Raw genomic sequence first — 17,071 nt, forward strand, 5'->3', positions numbered from 1 at the left:
CGCCAGCAGCGGCGACTCACCTTGAGCGTACGGAGCCGGACCTCGACCGTTTGGGCGGGGTTGGCTCGTGTGCGCGTAGGGTCCTTCCTACCCCTACTCGGGTGTGATCGGTGCTTGCAAAGCGGCTTGCTCTGCGCTGCGGCAGCAGGGCTGCTCCGCACCATCGCGCCCATGCCCCAACGCGAACCGGACAGCTCGGATTCACGCACCGCCGATGCCCAGGAGGCGGCACGCGCCGCCGGATTGCGCTACGTCTCGCCCGACCGCCCCGGCATCCGGCGCGAACGCGAGGGCGAGGGCTTCGCCTATTTCGCGCCTGACGGCACGCGCATCGACGACGAATCGACGCTGGCGCGCATCCGCTCGCTCGCGGTCCCGCCTGCCTGGACCGATGTCTGGATCTGCCCGCGGGCCAACGGGCACCTGCAGGCCACCGGACGCGACGCCAAGGGTCGCAAGCAGTACCGCTACCACGCTGATTTCCGCGAACAGCGCGAGAGCACGAAGTACGAGCACATGCTCGAGTTCGCTCGCGCCCTCCCCGGCCTGCGCGCGACGGTCGCGCAGCACATGGCGCTGCGCGGCCTGCCCCGCGAGAAGGTGCTGGCCACCGTCGTGCACCTGCTCGAAAACACGCTCATTCGCGTGGGCAACGACGACTACGCGCGGGACAACAAGAGCTATGGGCTGACCACGCTGCGCAACCGCCATGTGCAGGTCGAGGGCTCCGAACTGCGCTTTCGCTTCACCGGCAAGAGCGGCAAGAGCTGGCAGCTTCGCACCAGCGACCGACGCGTCGCGCGCATCGTTCGGGCCTGCCAGGAACTGCCGGGCCAGGAACTGTTCGCCTACCTCGACGAGGACGGAACGCCGCGGGACGTGAGTTCGGACGACGTGAATGCCTACCTGCGCGAGATCACCGGTCGCGACATCACCGCCAAGGACTTCCGCACCTGGGCCGGCACGGTGATGGCCGCGATGGCCCTGAACGCGCTGGATCAGGCGGGCACCGCTGCCGGCATCAAGAAGAATCTGAAGGCCGCCGTCGAGCGTGTCGCGTCCCGGCTCGGCAACACGCCGACCATCTGCCGCAAGTGCTACGTGCACCCGGAGATCTTCAGCGCCTACAGCTCGGGCCAGCTCCTGCTCAAGCTCAAGAACGACGTGGAGGACGAGCTCCAGCACGCAGGCACCGACGGCACCTTCTCGCCCCAGGAGCGAGCCGTGCTGCGGCTTCTGGACCAGCGCCTGGGCCAGTCGCTGGAAGAGCGCCTCGGCGACAGCCTCAGCGTCCTCGCCAAAAGGCGGGGCACGGCGGCGACGGCACGGGCGGCGTAGAGGGCAGCCCACCAACCGCGACGGCGCCTCCACCGCCGGCGGGGCGCCCACGCCTCGACCGTTTCTCGGTATAACCGCTCGACAAGCGGACGACACGCGCAAGGGAGTGCACGGCATGCGAGCGAAAGAGCAAGGGCAGGATGGACAGCGCATCCTGGTGACCGGTGGCGCCGGCTTCCTGGGCAGCCACCTGTGCGAGCGGCTGGTCGGTCAGGGCCACGCGGTCACCTGCATCGACAACTTCTTCACCGGCAGCCGCGCCAACATCGCACACCTGCTCGACCACCCGCGCTTCACGCTCATCGAGCACGACGTGACCGAGCCGATCGACCTGGAGGTGGACGCCATCTACAACCTGGCATGTCCCGCCTCGCCCCCGCACTACCAGCACGATCCCGTGCATACGACGAAGACCAGCGTGCTGGGCGCGCTGCATCTCCTGGAGCTCGCACGCCGCCGCGCTGCGCGCATCTTCCAGGCCTCTACCAGCGAGGTCTACGGGGACCCGCAGCAGCACCCCCAGTCCGAGACCTACTGGGGCCACGTCAACCCCATCGGCCGGCGCAGCTGCTACGACGAAGGCAAGCGCTGCGCGGAGTCTCTGTTCATGGACTATCACCGCCAGTGGGGCGTGGACGTGCGCATCGTGCGCATCTTCAACACCTACGGGCCACGCATGCACCCCGAGGACGGGCGCGTGGTGTCCAACTTCATCGTGCAGGCGCTGCGCGGCGAGCCCATCACCGTCTACGGCGACGGCAGCCAGACACGCAGCTTCTGCTATGTGGACGATCTCATCGAAGGTTTCGTGCGCTTCATGGCCGTCGAGGACGCTTTCCCGGGGCCGGTCAACCTCGGCAATCCGGGCGAATTCACCATCGCGCAACTGGCCGAGCAGGTGATAGCGCTCACCAACTCCGCCTCGCCGATCGTCCACAAGCCGCTGCCCGCGGACGACCCCACCCAGCGCCGGCCCGACATCCAGCTGGCCAGGGACAAGCTCGGATGGCAGCCCGCCGTGCAGCTGCGCGAAGGACTGCTGCGCACCATCGCGCACTTCGAGCAACAGCTGACCGTGCCCCTTGCCTGAAGACCTGGCGTCCGACGTGGCCACGCGCTGGACCGCGGCGATGCGCGCGGGCGACTGGGAAGGCGCATGGCGCCAGACCGACCGCATCGAACTGCCGCGCCGCGTGCAGCAGGCGCTGCCCGGCTTCGCGCGCGGGCCGCAGCACCTGGTGTGGGACGGCAGCGCGCCCGACGACCGCGTGGTGATGGTGCGCTGCCTGCACGGGCTCGGCGACACCCTGCAGTTCATGCGCTTCGTGCCGGCGCTCGAGGCACGCGCGCGCCTGCTGCATTTCCTGGTGCAGCCTTCGCTGCTGCAACTGCTGCACGACGCGCCGGGGCTCGGCCTGGTGTCCAACGCCTGGACCGACGAGCCGCCGGCGCACGAGGTGGAAATCGAGGTGATGGAACTGGCCTACGTCCTGCGCACGACAGCGCAGTCGCTGCCGCCGCCCTATCCCGCGCTCGCGGACGCGGTGCGCGAGCGCAACGGCTTCGTGCTGCCCGCCGAGCCGCACCAGCTGCGCGTGGGCCTGGTCTGGGCGTCCAGCGGCTGGGACCGCACGCGCTCGATCCCGCTGGAGGCACTCGCGCCCTTGCTGGCCGTGCCGGGCGTACGCTTCTACGACCTGCAGCAGGAGACGCAGGCGCGTCCGGCGCCGGCCGTCGCGCTATGGCGGCACACGGCGGACGCCGCATCGGCCGCCGCGGCGATGCTCGAGCTCGATCTCGTGGTCACGGTCGATGGCATGCCGGCCCACCTGGCCGCCACCCTCGGACGTCCGACCTGGCTCTTGCTCAAGGAGGATGCCGACTGGCGCTGGGGCGAGTTGCGCCCCCACACGCCCTGGTATCCGTCGATGCGCTTGTTCCGCCAGCGCGCGGGCGAAGGCTGGACGGCCCTGGTGGGCGAGGTGGCCGACGCGCTGCGTGAGCAGGTGGCGGCCTTCCAGGCGGCTGAGGAACGCGGCTGAGGAACGCCGCGCAATGCCTCGCGTACCTCCAGCGGACGCATGGGACGCGTGACCGACCACCTGCTCAGAATGAGCCGTTGACCAGGCGCACCCGCGACCAGCCCGGCTCCCAGTCGAGCACGCTCACCGAGGCGCAGCCGATCTCGAAGCGTTCCAGTTCGTCCAGCGGAATGCCCAGATGCGCGGCGAGCACCGCGCGGATCACGTCGGCATGCGAGACCAGCAGCAGGTTCTGTCCCGGATGCGCCGCGGCGAGTCGGGCGAGCCCGGCGGCCGCGCGCAGCGGCACCTGCGCGAACGGCTCGCCCCCGGGCGGCGTGGCCTGCGAACGGCGATCGCACCATCGGGCCCACGCCTGCGGCTCCTGCACGCGCAGCGCCTCGAATGCCTGCCCCGTCCAGGCGCCGAAGTCGATCTCGTCGAACTCGGGCGCCAGGCCGACGGACAGCCCCAGCCGCTCGGCAATGGGCTGCGCCGTCTGCAGCGTGCGCGGCTGGGGACTGCTGTAGATGCCGTCGAGCGGCAGCGTGCTCGGGTTGCAGCCGCCGCCCTCGGGTACGCCCTTGCCACCGCCGCGGGCCGCGGCAAACGCCTCGGCCAGTGCGCGAGCCTGCGCGGTGCCCAGGGCATTGAGCCCCAGACCGGGCAGCCGTCCTGCGAACGCGCGGCCGGCGAGGTCGTGCGCCGCGTGCCGCAGCAAGAGGAAACGCGTCACACCGGCAACCGCATCACGCGAGAGGCGCAATCAGCGGGAATGCGCACCACGCGCGCCAATCGCACCAGTCCAGGAACCCGCACGCACGCCGCGGCTCCGTCAGGCCGGCGTGGCCAAGGCCGCCGGCTCACCGGCGGCCGCTGCATCGGCCGGCGTCCCCGCGCCCGCCGCGTAGCGGCGCACCATCCGTGCGCAGAACTCCGCGTACTCCTCGGCCACCTGCGGCGCGCTGCTGTGGTGCGGCTGGATGCCCCGGTGCTCGGGGGTGAAGCACAGCGTCAGCGTGACATCGAACTCCTCCAGCGCGCGCATCTGCCGGTCGAACCAGGCATCGGCATCCGGGCGGAAGCTGTCGGCCCAGCTGAGCCCGGTGCGCAGCTTGCGCACCCCCAGCCGGCGCAGCCACTGCACCGCGTCGTCGAGCCGATGGTCCTCGAAATGGAACCACTGGCAGATGCCCAGCTCCGGCGTGAAATTGGCAAACTCGCGCGCCGCGAGCTTGGGCGTGCCGTCCTCGCGCAGCAGCCCCATGTGGAAGTGCCGGTAGTAGCTCGAGCCCTCGGCTTCGCGGTGGCGCGTGGTCGCCGGCCAGGCGCGCGGCAGGTCGTAGAGCGAATACCAGTGGATGCGCGGCGCGCGGCCCATGAGGAGCTCGGCCGATCGCTTGAGGCCCCAGGCCTGCACCTCCTCGGCGCCGAAGCTGGAGACCCCCACTTCGGTGACCCACACCGGCAGCGGCGTCACAGTCTGGATTTCGGCCAGCTTGGCCGGCCATTCGTCGATCTGCCAGAGGTTCCAGTCGAGCGGAAAACCATGCACCGCCACCGCGTGCAGCCCGCCCAGCACGCCCTCGTCGCGCATGCGCGCCATGAAGCCCGGATCGATGGGCGAGATGCCGCCCAGCACGCGCGTGAGGTGGGGGCTCTCGGCCGCGCAGGCGGCGCTCGCCAGCCGCGCCATGCGGCTGAAATGCGACCACTCGGGGTCGATCTCCAGATCCCAGTGCGACTTGTTGTTCGGTTCGTTCCAGAATTTGACGGCTTCGATCATCGTGCTGCGGGGGTTCAGGCGGTCTTCACGACCGTGGGCTTGGCGGCGGCATTGCGGCGGCGCGACTTGATCGGCACGGCATCGCCCCGGATGAAGGCCTCGACCAGCTCTCGGGCCTCGTCGTCGGTGAACTGGATCGGCGGCGACTTCATGAAATAGCTGGACGGTCCGTTGAGCGCACCGCCGATGCCGCGGTCGAGCGCGAGCTTGGCGCAGCGGATCGCATCGATGACCACGCCGGCCGAGTTGGGCGAATCCCAGACTTCGAGCTTGAGCTCGCACTGCATGGGCACGTTGCCGAAGCCCGTGCCTTCCATTCGGATGTGGCAGAACTTGCGGTCGGCCAGCCAGGGCACGTAGTCGCTCGGCCCGACGTGCACGTCCCTGTCGGCGAGCGCGTTGCCGAGTTGGCTCGTGACGGCCTGGGTCTTGGAGATCTTCTTCGAGGTGAGGCGCTCGCGCTCCAGCATGTTGAGGAAATCGGTGTTGCCGCCGAAGTTGAGCTGGTAGGTGCGGTCCAGGCGCACGCCGCGTTTCCTGAAGAGGTCGGTGAGGATGCGGTGCACGATGGTGGCACCTACCTGCGACTTGATGTCGTCGCCGACGATGGGCAGGCGGCGCTGGGCGAAGCGCTTGTTCCAGTACGGCTGGGAGGCGATGAATACCGGCACGCAGTTGACGAAGCCGCAGCCGGCTTCGAGCACCTGCTCGACATACCACTTGGTGGCCATCTCCGCGCCGACCGGCAGGTACGAGACCACCACGTCGGTGCGCGTGTCCTTGAGGATGCCCACGATGTCGTCCGTGTCGGCAGTCGATTTGGGAACCACGTCCTTCAGGTAGGTGCCCAGGCCGTCGTGCGTCATGCCGCGGTGCACCGGCACGCCCAGGCGCGGCACGTCGGCGAAGCGGATGGTGTTGTTCGGCTCGGCATAGATGGCCTCGCCCAGATCCAGGCCGACCTTGTGCGCGCTCACGTCGAAGGCGGCGCTGAACTCGATGTCGCCGGGCAGGTAACCGCCCAGATCGACGTGCATCAGGCCGGGCACGAACTCCTCGCCGCGCGCGTCCCGGTAGAAGTGCACGCCCTGCACCAGCGAGGACGCGCAGTTGCCCACGCCGATGATCGCCACGCGTAGCTTGCTCATGATCTCTCCTGCTCCCTCTCACGGTGGTCCGCACGGTCATGCGGACGGCAAGGGCATCCTACACAGCACGAGCTAAACGGTGTTGCGACCCTCGCTCAGCATTGAAAAAAATGGATTTTGCTGAGCACCACTCACCCCCATCCGCACACCAAAACCCCTAGGATGCGTCGGCGCAACAAGGGATTTAGTCACATGCAAAAAGTATTGATCACGGGAGGCGCAGGGTTCATCGGTTCTCACCTTGCCGATGAGCTCTTGTCGCAGGGTTACCAGGTCCGTGCGCTCGATTGCCTGAACCCCCAGGTGCACGGTCACGAGCGCCGCCGCCCCGACTACCTCAACCCCGACGTCGAGCTGATGGTCGGCGACGTCTGCGACGCCGATGCGGTACAGCGCGCGCTGCAGGACGTCGATGCGGTGTTCCACTTCGCGGCCGCTGTCGGCGTGGGCCAGAGCATGTACGAGGTGGCGCACTACACGCGCGTCAACAACCTCGGCACCGCCGTGCTGATGGAAGCCCTCATTGCGCGACCGGTCGAGCGCCTGGTGGTCGCCTCCAGCATGAGCCTCTACGGCGAGGGCCTGTACCGCAGCGCGTCGGGTCAGGTGCGCGAAGGCAGCGAGCGGCCGCTCGAGCAGCTGCGGCGCGCCGACTGGGAGCTGCACGACACCGACGGCTCCGTACTGCGCCCCGCGCCAACCCCCGAGACGAAGAGCCCTGCACTCGCGTCGGTCTACGCCCTGTCGAAGTTCGACCAGGAACGCATGGCGCTGATGACCGGCCGTGCCTACCAGATTCCCACCGTGGCGCTGCGCTTCTTCAACGCCTACGGCCCGCGCCAGGCGCTGTCCAACCCGTACACCGGCGTGCTTGCGATCTTCGCCGCGCGCCTGCTCAACGACAGCGCACCGCGCATCTTCGAGGACGGCCTGCAGCAGCGCGACTTCGTGAGCGTCTACGACGTGGCCCGCGCGTGCCGGCTCGCGCTGGAGACGCCCGAGGCAGCCGGCGAGGTGTTCAACGTCGGCAGCGGCGAGCCGCAGACGGTGCGCGCAGTGGCCGCGCGACTCGCGCGGGTCATGGGCAAGGAGGGCATCGATCCCGAGATCCTCGGCAAGTACCGCGTCGGCGACATCCGCCACTGTTTCGCCGACATCGGGAAGGCACAGCAGGTGCTGGGCTACACACCCCAGGTCCGGCTGGACGACGGCATGTCCGAGCTCGCCGAGTGGCTGGCCGGCCAGGCCGCCGAGGACCGCGTGGCCCAGGCCAGCGCCGAACTCAGCGCCCGCGGGCTGACCGTATGAGCGATCCGGTCACGCTCATCACGGGCGGGGCCGGCTTCGTCGGCTCCAACCTCGCACACCGCCTGCTCGGCTCCGGCCGGCGCGTGCGCATCCTCGACAGCCTCAGCCGCCCAGGTGTCGAGCAGAACCTGCAGTGGCTGCGCGGCACGCACGGTGACGCGCTGGAGGTGGTCGTGGCCGACGTGCGCGACGCCGATGCGGTATCGCAGGCGGTCGCCGGAACCGGCCAGGTCTTCCACTTCGCGGCGCAGGTCGCCGTGACCACCAGCCTGACCGATCCGCGCGAGGACTTCGGCATCAACGCGGCCGGCACCCTGAACGTGCTGGAGGCGGTGCGGGCACAGCCCAGCCCGCCGCCGCTGCTGTTCACGTCCACCAACAAGGTGTATGGGGGCCTCTACGACGTGCCGCTCGCGCTGGATGGCCAGCGCTACCTGCCCGAGGACGCGCAGTGGCGTGCATGCGGTGTCTCGGAAGCGCGCGCACTCGATTTCCACAGCCCCTACGGCTGCTCCAAGGGCACGGCCGACCAGTACGTGATCGATTACGCGCGCAGCTACGGCCTCACTACCGCCGTGTTCCGCATGAGCTGTATCTACGGGCCGCGCCAGTTCGGCACCGAAGACCAGGGCTGGGTCGCGCACTTCCTGCTGCGCGCGCTGCGCGGCGAAGCCATCACCATCTACGGCGATGGCCGGCAGGTGCGCGACGTGCTCTATGTCGATGACCTGGTCGATGCCTTCCTGCTTGCCGAAGCGCACGCCGCGCGCCTGTCGGGACGTGCCTTCAACATCGGCGGCGGCCCCGAGAACACCATCAGCCTGCTCGACCTGATTGATCGCATCGAAACACTGCACGGCAGCCGCCCTGCGCTGCACTTCGACGACTGGCGCACCGGCGACCAGCGCTACTACGTCTCCGACACCGGCGCCTTCGAGGCGGCTACCGGCTGGCGCCGGCGCATGCAGGCCGCCGCAGGCATCGAACGCCTGTACGGCTGGCTGGCCGAGCGCGAGAAGACCGGCGCCCCGGCTGCGTCCCGACCGGAAGTGGCCGAACACCACTGAAGCCGGTCGCCATGGGCCGGCCCACACCATCAGGAGAGAAGAAGGCATGCAAGCGTGCGTAATCGCGGCGCCGCAGCGGGCGGCACTGCAGACAGTGGACATTCCGGAACCGGGCGAGGGCCAGGTGCTCCTGCGGCTCGAAGGCTCGGGCGTGTGCGCCTCCAGCCTGCCGCTATGGGAGGGCCGCAGCTGGTTCGAGTATCCGCAGCAGCCCGGCGCTCCGGGGCACGAGGGCTGGGGCCGCGTCGAGGCCGTGGGCGCCGGTGTCGCCGGCCTGGCGCGCGGCGACCGGGTGGCCGCCCTCAGTTATCGGGCCCACGCCGAATACGACCTCGCCGACGCCGACGCCGTGGTGCCGCTGCCTGCCTCGCTGGACGGCACGGCCGTTCCGGGCGAGGCGCTGGGCTGCGCCGCCAACATCTTCCAGCGCAGCCAGATCGAGCGCGGCCAGACGGTCGCGATCGTCGGCATCGGTTTTCTCGGCGCGCTGCTCACGCAGATGGCCGTGCACGCCGGAGCGCGCGTGATCGCGCTGTCGCGCCGGCCATTTCCGCTGGAGATCGCCCGCAGCTGCGGCGCGCAGCACGTGGTGCCGCTGGACGACCACTACAAGGTCATCGAGCAGGTCAAGGCCCTCACCGAGGGGCGCTGGTGCGAGCGCGTGATCGAGGCCACCGGCCTCGAATGGCCGCTGCAGGTGGCCAGCGAACTCACCGCGGAGCGCGGACGCCTCGTGATCGCCGGCTACCACCAGGACGGCATGCGCCAGGTGAACGTGCAACTGTGGAACTGGCGCGGCATCGACGTCATCAACGCGCACGAGCGCGATCCACGCCGGTACGTGCAGGGCATTCGCGAGGCCGTGCACATGATGCAGGACGGCGTCATCGACCCGCGCCCGCTCTACACGCACCGCCTGCCGCTCGACCGGCTGGGCGAGGCACTGGAGCTCACGCGCACGCGGCCCGACGGCTTCCTCAAGGCGCTGGTGACCGCATGACGCATGCACAACGTCTCCCCCGACTCGGTTTCCTGGGGCTGGGCTGGATCGGACAGAACCGGCTGCAGGCGCTGCTCGATGCGCGCGCCTGCGAGGTGGTCGTCGTAGCGGACCCGTCCGACGCGGTGCGCCAGCGCGCCGGTGAGCTCGCGCCCGGCGCGGCGCTGGTCAGCTCGCTCGACGAGATGCTGAAGCACCCCATCGACGGCGCGGTGATCGCCACGCCCAGTGCGCTGCATGCGGTGCAGTCGATGCGCCTGCTCGAACGCGGCATCGCGGTGTTCTGCCAGAAGCCGCTGGCGCGCACGGCCGACGAGACCACGCGCATGGTGGAGGCGGCGCGCCGTGCCGACCGGCTGCTCGGCTGCGACTTCTCCTACCGCCACACCGAGGCCATGCGCCGCGTTCGCAACTGCGTGGTCGAGGGCGAGATCGGCACGGTCTACGCCGCCGACCTGGTCTTCCACAATGCCTGGGGCCCCGACAAGTCCTGGGCGCGCGACGCCACGCTCTCGGGCGGGGGCTGCGCCATCGACCTCGGCGTGCACCTGGTCGATCTCGCCCTGTGGGTGCTGGGCTTTCCCGCCGTGCGGCGGGTGAGCAGCCGGCGCTATGCGCAAGGGCGCCTGCTCGCGCCCGGCGACAACGCCGTCGAAGACTACGCCGTGGCCCAGTTCGATGTGGATGGGGGCGCCACCGTGCGCATCGCGTGCTCCTGGAACTTCTCCGCAGGCTGCGACGCAGTCATCGAAGCGCATTTCCACGGCAGCCGCGGCGGCGCGTCGATGCGCAACCGCGGCGGCTCCTTCTACGACTTCGCCGCCGAACGCTACGCCGGCATTCACCGCACGCTGCTGGCCGAGCCGCCGGACGCCTGGGGCGGCCGCGCCATTGTCGATTGGGCGCGCCGCCTGCAGGCCGGTGCCGGCTTCGAGCCCGCGATCGAGCCGGCGGTGCAGGTGGCTTCGGTGCTCGACCAGATCTATGGCCGGTAGAAACGCGCGCTCCGTGCTGATGACTGCCGACACGGTCGGTGGTGTCTGGACCTACGCCCTCGAGTTGTCCCGCTGCCTTGCCCGTCATGGCTGGCAGGTCCACCTGGCGACCATGGGCGCACCGCTCGGTGCGCACCAGCGCGCCGAGGCACGCGCGGTGCCCCAACTGCGGGTGCACGAAAGCGCGTTCCGGCTCGAGTGGATGCCCGAGCCCTGGGAGGACCTCGAGCGCGCGGCGCGCTGGCTGCTCGCCCTCGAAGCGGAACTGTGCCCTACGGTGGTCCACCTCAACCAGTTCGTCTTCGGCGTGCTGCCCTTCAACGCACCCACGCTGCTGGTCGCGCATTCGTGCGTGCTGTCATGGTGGCGCGCCGTCCACGGCGAGCCGGCGCCGGCCACGTGGGACCGCTATCGCGACTGCGTCAGCCGCGGCCTGGCCGGCGCCGACCGCGTCGCAGCGCCCAGCCACGCCATGCTGCGCGCCCTGCAGCGCGAATACGGCTGGGACGCAGACGGCGTCGTGCTGCCGAACGGGCGCGACCCCGACGCGTTCGCGCCGGCCGCCAAGCAACCCTTCGTGCTGGCCGCCGGCCGGCTATGGGACGAAGCCAAGAACCTTGCGGCGCTGGAGGCGGTCGCACCGGGGCTGCCCTGGCCGGTGCGCGTTGCCGGTGCCTGCACGGGCCCCGACGGCTGCGTGCGCCACCCGACCTGGGTGCAGGCCCTCGGGCAGCTGCCCACGCGGGACCTGGCGCGCGAGATGGCGCGCGCCGCCATCTACGCGCTGCCCGCGCGCTACGAGCCCTTCGGCCTCTCGGTGCTGGAAGCGGCCTTGAGCGGCTGCGCCCTGGTGCTGGGAGACATCGACAGCCTGCGTGAAATCTGGGGCGACGCAGCCTGCTACGTGCCGCCGGACGACCACCAGGCCCTGCGCCGCACCCTTGCGCAGCTGATCGCCAAGCCGGCGCTGCGCGAGGGGCTGGCTGCCGCCGCCCACGCGCGCGCACTCGAGCTCACGCCGCAGCGCACCGCGCGAGCCACGCTCGCGGCCTACGCCAGCCTGCCGGCGCGCCGACCGCGTACCCCGCGCGAGGAGGAGGCATCGTGCACGTCGTGATGTTCTGCCACTCGCTGGTGTCCGACTGGAACCACGGTAACGCCCACTTCCTGCGCGGCGTGTGCAGCGAACTGCTGGCGCGCGGCCACACCCTCGCCGTCTACGAACCCCAGGACGCGTGGAGTGTGTCCAACCTCGTCGCCGAGCACGGCCAGGCGCCCCTGCGCGACGTCGCCCGCGCCTACCCGCAACTCGCGAGCCGCCGCTACGAGCTGGCCACGCTCGATCTGCACGTCGCGCTCGAAGGCGCCGATCTGGTGCTGGTGCACGAATGGAACGACCACGCGCTGGTGCGCCGCATCGGCCAGCACCGCCGCGACAACCCGCACTACCGCCTGCTGTTCCACGACACGCACCACCGCAGCGTCACCGAGCCGCAGGCCATGGCCGCCTACGACCTGCGCCACTACGACGGCGTGCTGGCCTTCGGCCGCGTCATCCGCGATCTCTACCAGCGCCACGGGTGGGCGCGCCAGGCCTGGACCTGGCACGAGGCGGCCGACACGCGCGTGTTCACGCCGCTCGCGCACGAGCCGCGCGAGGGCGACCTCGTGTGGATCGGCAACTGGGGCGACGACGAACGCACCGCCGAGCTGCACGAGTTCCTGCTCGAGCCGGTGCGCGCGCTCGGGCTGCGCGCGCGGGTGCACGGCGTGCGCTACCCCGAGCACGCCCGCGCCGCCCTGCAGGAGGCCGGCATCTCGTACGCCGGCTGGCTGCCCAACTACGAGGCGCCGCGCGTATTCGCCCGCCATGCCGTCACCGTGCACGTGCCGCGACGTCCGTATGTGCGCGCCCTGCCCGGCATCCCGACCATTCGCATGTTCGAGGCGCTGGCCTGCGGCATACCGCTGGTGTCGGCGCCCTGGAACGACTGCGAAGGGCTGTTCGAGCCGGGCGCCGACTTCCTCGTGGCGACCGACGGCGCGCACATGCGCGAGCACCTGCGCGCGCTGCTGGCCAACCCCGACCTGGCTGCGCAGCTCGCCGCCCACGGACGGCGCACCATCCTCGCGCGCCACAGCTGCGCGCACCGTGTCGATGAACTGATGGCGATCTTCGCCGAGATGGGGGCACCGCATCGCGCGGCGCAGCAGCAGACCGAAAAGGCACACAGACCATGAACATCGCATTCTTCGCGTCGAGCCTCGTCTCGGCTTACTGGAACGGTGCAGCCACCTACTACCGCGGCATCGTGCGGGCCCTGCACGAGCGCGGCCACCACGTCACCTTCTACGAACCGGACGCGTTCGGGCGCCAGCAGCACCGCGACATCGACGACCCGCCCTGGGCGCAGGTCGTGGTGTACGGCGCCGGCACCGAAGCCGAGGTGCTGCGGACGGTCGAGCAGGCGCGCGGCGCCGACCTCGTGGTCAAGGCGAGCGGCGTCGGGGTGCACGACGCGCTGCTGGAGGCGGCCGTGCTGCAGCTGCAGGGGCCGAACACGCTGGTGGCGTTCTGGGACGTCGATGCCCCGGCCACGCTCGACCGCCTGCACGGCGACGCCGCGGATCCGTTGCGGGCGCTCGTGCCGCGCTACGACCTGGTGCTGACTTACGGCGGTGGCGAGCCGGTGCGCAGCGCCTACCTGGAGCTGGGCGCGCGCGAGTGCACGCCGATCTACAACGCGCTCGACCCGAGCACGCACTTCCCCGTGGCGGCCGATGCGCGCTTCGAAGGCGCGCTGGGCTTCCTCGGCAACCGGCTGCCAGACCGCGAGGCGCGCGTCGAGGAGTTCTTCCTCGACGCGGCGCAGCGCCTGCCGCAGGCGCGCATGCTGCTGGGCGGCAGCGGCTGGCAGGACAAGGCCCTGCCGGCCAACGTGCACTACCTCGGCCACGTCTACACCGCCGACCACAACGCCTTCAACTGCACGCCGCGCGCGGTCCTCAACATCAGCCGCGAGAGCATGGCCCGCTACGGCTTCTCGCCGGCCACGCGTGTCTTCGAGGCCGCCGGCGCGGCCGCCTGCCTGATCACCGACGCCTGGGAGGGCCTGGAACAGTTCTTCGAGCCGCAGCGCGAGATGCTGGTGGCGCGCAGCGGCGAGGAAGTCGCGGCGCACGTGGCCGCGCTCGACGCCGACGCCGCACGTCGCATCGGCCAGGCCGCCTACGCGCGCGTGCTGGCCGAGCACACCTACGCACACCGCGCGGCACAGCTCGACGCACTGCTCGAAGGTCGCTCCCAGCCGCAGGAGGTGGCCGCATGAACATCGTCGTCCTGGGCCTGACCATCACCTCGTCGTGGGGCAACGGCCACGCGACCACCTACCGCGGGCTGGCGCGCGAGCTGGCCGCGCGCGGGCACCAGCTGCTGTTCCTCGAGCGCGACCAGCCGTGGTATGCACAGCACCGCGACATGCCGCGTCCGCCCTTTGGCCGCACCGAGCTGTACCAGGGGCTGGACGACCTGCAGGCGCGCTTCGCCGATGCGGTGGGCGACGCCGATCTGGTGGTGGTCGGCTCCTTCGTGCCCGAGGGCGTGCCCGTGGGCGACTGGGTCCAGCGCACGGCGCGCGGGGTCACGGCCTTCTACGACATCGACACGCCGGTCACGCTGGCGCGCCTCGCTCGTGGGGAGCACGACTACCTCGCGCCGCGCCAGATCCCCGGCTATCAGCTCTATCTGTCTTTCACCGGTGGCCCCACGCTGCAGCGGCTGGAGCGTGAGTGGGGTTCCCCGCGCGCGCGGGTCTTCGCATGCTCGGTCGATCCGACGATGTACTACCCCGAGCCGCAGGCGCCGCGCTGGGACCTGGGCTACATGGGCACCTACAGCGACGACCGCCAACCGGGCGTCGAGCGCCTGTTGCTGGAGCCGGCTCGCGCCCACCCGGACGGCCGCTTCGTGGTCGCCGGTCCGCAGTATCCGGACAGCATCGCCTGGCCTGCCAACGTCCTGTGGCAGTCGCACCTGCCGCCCAGCGAGCACCGCGACTTCTACAACCGCCAGCGCTGGACGCTGAACATCACGCGGGCCGACATGATCCAGGCCGGCTGGTCGCCGAGCGTGCGGCTGTTCGAGGCGGCGGCCTGCGGCACGCCGATCGTGAGCGACCGCTGGCGCGGCATCGAGGAGCTGCTGGAGCCGGGCCGCGAGATCGTGCTGGCCGACTCCACCGAAGACGTGCTGCGCCTGCTGCGCGATGGCCGCGAGGACGAGCGGCTGCGCATGGCCGAGCGCGCCCGCCAACGTATCCTGGCGGGGCACACGGCCGCGCACCGCGCACAGGAGCTGGAGGCGCATGCGCGCGAGCTGCTCGATGCCGGCGGACGAGGCGCGCCGGCCGACATGCATGCCGTCCACGAGGAGACCGCGCCGTGACGACCCCCTTGGGCACCCTGCGCGCCGACTCCGACGCCGCACGCGAACCCGACGTCGATGCGCTGCGCCGCGAGGTCGAGGCACGCGGCCCCTGGTTCCACAACCTGCATCTGCCGGGCGGCGTGCAGACCGCGCCCGTGCACTTCCTGCGCGGCGACTTCCCCCGCTTCAAGTGGCTGCAGATCGCCCCGCACCTGCCGCAGGAACTGCACGGCTGGCGCGTGCTCGACGTCGGCTGCAACGCGGGCTTCTACAGCTTTGAACTCGCGCGCCGTGGCGCCCAGGTGATCGCCGTCGATCACGACCCCCACTACCTCGCGCAGGCGCGCTGGGCGGCGCAGCAGTTCGGACTGAGCGAGCGCATCGAGTTCCGCCAGCAGGGCGTCTTCGAGGCCGCTGCGTCCGACGAGCAGTACGACCTCGTCTGGTTCATGGGCGTCTTCTATCACCTGCGCTATCCGCTGCTCGCGCTCGACCTGCTGGCTCGGCGTACCCGGCGGCTGCTGATGTTCCAGACCCTGACGATGCCGGGCGACAGCGTTTTCGCAGACACGCTCGACCACGACATCGAAGACCGTGAACCGCTGCTCGATGCCGGCTGGCCGAAGATGGCCTTCATCGAACACCGCTTCGCCGGCGACCCCACCAACTGGTGGGTCGCGAACCACGCGGGCTGCGAGGCCATGCTGCGCTCGGCCGGACTGCGCGTGGTGAGCCGCCCGGCCGACGAGATGTACCTGTGCGAACCTGCACCGCAGCAGTGGACCGACCGCACGCAGCTCGACGCCGTGCTGCGGGCGCTGAAAGGCGCGCAGTGAACCTGGCGCTGTGCGTCGGCCCTTTCGACATCCCCAGCGATGCCGATCTCGCGCTGCTGCGACGCGCGCTCGCGCTGGCGCCGCAGTGCGTCGTGGCGATCGCCGGCGCCTGCCTGCCGCGTTCGCCGCGGCACCCCTTCACGTGGCAAGAACGCGCAGAGCTGCTGCTGCAAGCGCTGTCCTCCGAGGAGCGCGCACGCGTCCGCATGCGGCCGCTGCGACAGTGGTGGGACCCTGCCCGTACGGCGGCCGACCTCGCGCAGTCCATCCCGGCGCAGGCGCCGGTGCTGCTGCTGCGCGGGCCGGAGGCGCCTGCACTCGAGGCCCCGCCGCACTGGCAGGAATATCCGGTCGGCGCCGACGCCGCAGCACCGAGTCCGCAGCGCCTGCGTGAACTCCTGTTCGGCGCCGGCGCGCCGGCCGCAGCGGCCGAGGGCTTGCGCGGACAGGTCCCAGCCAACGTGCATGCGTTCCTCGAACGCTGGACGCACGAGCCGGCGTTCCGGACGCTGCGTGCCGAGCATGCGCAGATCGCCGCCGAACAGGCGGCGTGGTCGGTGGCGCCCTACCCTGTGGTGCTGGTCACGGTCGACGTGGTGCTGCGCTGCGCCGGGCACGTGCTGCTGGTGCGGCGCGGGCGCTCTCCGGGCAAGGGCCTGTACGCCCTGCCGGGAGGCTTTCTCGACCCGGGCGAGACGTTGCGCGACGGCGCGCTGCGCGAACTGCTGGAGGAAACACGCTTGCCGCTGCCGCCGCATGAGCTGCACGCGGCGCTGCGCTGCGTCCGGGTGTTCGATGCCCCCGAGCGCAGCCAGCGCGGGCGCGTGATCACGCACGCGCACTACCTCGACCTCGGCGACGCTCCCCTGCCCCCGGTGAGCGGCGCCGACGATGCGGCTGCCGCCGAGTGGGTGCCGAACGACTCCTTGCCGGCGCTGGAAGACCGTTTCCTCGACGACCACTTCCACGTGCTGGAGCAGTTCCTGCCTCTGAGCCGCGTGCCGCTGCCGACCTGAGCCGCAGGCGCCGCAGCAGGTGCTCGGCTGCCGAGGCGAAGTTCTCCTACACGCCCCTGCTCCAGCGGCGCATGTCCAACGCTGAGGCTGGCCTCCAACATCCGGGTACGACTGTCACGCATCAAAGGAA

Annotated in this window: 16 protein-coding genes; 13 read left to right on the forward strand and 3 right to left on the reverse strand. The window is 70.7% G+C overall.

Translation table 11 applies throughout. From position 1 onward, the window contains the following. Window positions 1–171 precede the first annotated feature (171 nt). The 3 genes from WG922_RS02985 to WG922_RS02995 all read left to right on the forward strand — a co-directional run bounded on the left by WG922_RS02985 (window position 172) and on the right by WG922_RS02995 (window position 3,380). Complete coding sequence (locus WG922_RS02985) at window positions 172–1,338, forward strand: DNA topoisomerase IB (protein WP_340280581.1); 1,167 nt, start codon at window positions 172–174, stop codon at window positions 1,336–1,338. A 115-nt stretch (window positions 1,339–1,453) separates the two neighbouring features. Beyond that, window positions 1,454–2,428: a UDP-glucuronic acid decarboxylase family protein gene (locus WG922_RS02990; protein ID WP_340280583.1), complete on the forward strand. Its 975-nt coding sequence runs from the start codon at window positions 1,454–1,456 to the stop codon at window positions 2,426–2,428. Further along, window positions 2,421–3,380 (forward strand): hypothetical protein, encoded by a 960-nt coding sequence (locus WG922_RS02995; protein ID WP_340280584.1) that lies wholly within the window; start codon window positions 2,421–2,423, stop codon window positions 3,378–3,380. Before WG922_RS02990 ends, WG922_RS02995 begins: the two co-directional genes overlap by 8 nt. 64 nt (window positions 3,381–3,444) lie before the next feature. Here the strand turns inward: WG922_RS02995 and WG922_RS03000 are convergent, their stop codons facing one another. The 3 genes from WG922_RS03000 to WG922_RS03010 all read right to left on the reverse strand — a co-directional run bounded on the left by WG922_RS03000 (window position 3,445) and on the right by WG922_RS03010 (window position 6,293). After that, a complete protein-coding gene (locus WG922_RS03000) occupies window positions 3,445–4,095 on the reverse strand; it encodes a histidine phosphatase family protein (RefSeq protein ID WP_340280585.1) in 651 nt (216 codons plus the stop codon). 99 nt (window positions 4,096–4,194) lie between these two features. Next, a complete protein-coding gene (locus WG922_RS03005; protein WP_340280586.1) occupies window positions 4,195–5,145 on the reverse strand; it encodes a beta-xylosidase in 951 nt (316 codons plus the stop codon). 14 nt (window positions 5,146–5,159) lie between these two features. Continuing rightward, window positions 5,160–6,293, reverse strand: a complete 1,134-nt coding sequence (locus tag WG922_RS03010) for an inositol-3-phosphate synthase (protein ID WP_340280588.1) — start codon at window positions 6,291–6,293, stop codon at window positions 5,160–5,162. 192 nt (window positions 6,294–6,485) lie between these two features. Here WG922_RS03010 and WG922_RS03015 point away from each other — a divergent pair, with 192 nt between their 5' ends. The 10 genes from WG922_RS03015 to WG922_RS03060 are packed head-to-tail and all read left to right on the forward strand — an operon-like array spanning window position 6,486 to window position 16,941. Next, window positions 6,486–7,601, forward strand: coding sequence for an NAD-dependent epimerase/dehydratase family protein (locus tag WG922_RS03015; protein ID WP_340280589.1), 1,116 nt, complete (start codon window positions 6,486–6,488; stop codon window positions 7,599–7,601). Next, window positions 7,598–8,668 (forward strand): NAD-dependent epimerase/dehydratase family protein, encoded by a 1,071-nt coding sequence (locus WG922_RS03020; RefSeq protein WP_340280590.1) that lies wholly within the window; start codon window positions 7,598–7,600, stop codon window positions 8,666–8,668. Before WG922_RS03015 ends, WG922_RS03020 begins: the two co-directional genes overlap by 4 nt. Before the next feature lie 46 nt (window positions 8,669–8,714). Then, on the forward strand, window positions 8,715–9,668 hold the full coding sequence (locus WG922_RS03025) for an MDR/zinc-dependent alcohol dehydrogenase-like family protein (RefSeq protein WP_340280591.1): 954 nt from the start codon (window positions 8,715–8,717) through the stop codon (window positions 9,666–9,668). Beyond that, complete coding sequence (locus WG922_RS03030) at window positions 9,665–10,663, forward strand: Gfo/Idh/MocA family protein (RefSeq protein ID WP_340280592.1); 999 nt, start codon at window positions 9,665–9,667, stop codon at window positions 10,661–10,663. The genes WG922_RS03025 and WG922_RS03030 overlap by 4 nt, the downstream gene beginning before the upstream one ends. A gap of 19 nt (window positions 10,664–10,682) precedes the next feature. Beyond that, window positions 10,683–11,780, forward strand: a complete 1,098-nt coding sequence (locus WG922_RS03035) for a glycosyltransferase (protein ID WP_340281159.1) — start codon at window positions 10,683–10,685, stop codon at window positions 11,778–11,780. Then, entirely contained in the window at window positions 11,768–12,904 is a 1,137-nt protein-coding gene (locus WG922_RS03040) for a CgeB family protein (protein ID WP_340280594.1), read from the forward strand. The genes WG922_RS03035 and WG922_RS03040 overlap by 13 nt, the downstream gene beginning before the upstream one ends. Then, window positions 12,901–13,992 carry a CgeB family protein gene (locus WG922_RS03045; protein WP_340280596.1) on the forward strand — a complete coding sequence of 364 codons (1,092 nt, stop codon included), beginning with the start codon at window positions 12,901–12,903 and terminating at the stop codon, window positions 13,990–13,992. The genes WG922_RS03040 and WG922_RS03045 overlap by 4 nt, the downstream gene beginning before the upstream one ends. After that, window positions 13,989–15,107, forward strand: a complete 1,119-nt coding sequence (locus WG922_RS03050) for a CgeB family protein (protein ID WP_340280598.1) — start codon at window positions 13,989–13,991, stop codon at window positions 15,105–15,107. The genes WG922_RS03045 and WG922_RS03050 overlap by 4 nt, the downstream gene beginning before the upstream one ends. After that, a complete protein-coding gene (locus WG922_RS03055) occupies window positions 15,104–15,925 on the forward strand; it encodes a TIGR04290 family methyltransferase (RefSeq protein ID WP_340280599.1) in 822 nt (273 codons plus the stop codon). The genes WG922_RS03050 and WG922_RS03055 overlap by 4 nt, the downstream gene beginning before the upstream one ends. After that, window positions 15,922–16,941, forward strand: coding sequence for an NUDIX domain-containing protein (locus WG922_RS03060; RefSeq protein ID WP_340280600.1), 1,020 nt, complete (start codon window positions 15,922–15,924; stop codon window positions 16,939–16,941). The genes WG922_RS03055 and WG922_RS03060 overlap by 4 nt, the downstream gene beginning before the upstream one ends. Window positions 16,942–17,071 lie beyond the last annotated feature (130 nt).

The sequence above is a fragment of the Ramlibacter sp. AN1015 genome, assembly GCF_037726105.1.
Lineage (GTDB): Bacteria > Pseudomonadota > Gammaproteobacteria > Burkholderiales > Burkholderiaceae_C > Ramlibacter.

Coding starts and splice junctions, on each gene's coding strand:
- WG922_RS02985 (WP_340280581.1), top strand. CDS start 172: ATGCCCCAACGCGAACCGGACAGCTCGGATTCACGCACCGCCGATGCC.
- WG922_RS02990 (WP_340280583.1), top strand. CDS start 1,454: ATGCGAGCGAAAGAGCAAGGGCAGGATGGACAGCGCATCCTGGTGACC.
- WG922_RS03005 (WP_340280586.1), bottom strand. CDS start 5,145: ATGATCGAAGCCGTCAAATTCTGGAACGAACCGAACAACAAGTCGCAC.
- WG922_RS03010 (WP_340280588.1), bottom strand. CDS start 6,293: ATGAGCAAGCTACGCGTGGCGATCATCGGCGTGGGCAACTGCGCGTCC.
- WG922_RS03015 (WP_340280589.1), top strand. CDS start 6,486: ATGCAAAAAGTATTGATCACGGGAGGCGCAGGGTTCATCGGTTCTCAC.
- WG922_RS03020 (WP_340280590.1), top strand. CDS start 7,598: ATGAGCGATCCGGTCACGCTCATCACGGGCGGGGCCGGCTTCGTCGGC.
- WG922_RS03025 (WP_340280591.1), top strand. CDS start 8,715: ATGCAAGCGTGCGTAATCGCGGCGCCGCAGCGGGCGGCACTGCAGACA.
- WG922_RS03030 (WP_340280592.1), top strand. CDS start 9,665: ATGACGCATGCACAACGTCTCCCCCGACTCGGTTTCCTGGGGCTGGGC.
- WG922_RS03035 (WP_340281159.1), top strand. CDS start 10,683: ATGACTGCCGACACGGTCGGTGGTGTCTGGACCTACGCCCTCGAGTTG.
- WG922_RS03045 (WP_340280596.1), top strand. CDS start 12,901: ATGAACATCGCATTCTTCGCGTCGAGCCTCGTCTCGGCTTACTGGAAC.
- WG922_RS03050 (WP_340280598.1), top strand. CDS start 13,989: ATGAACATCGTCGTCCTGGGCCTGACCATCACCTCGTCGTGGGGCAAC.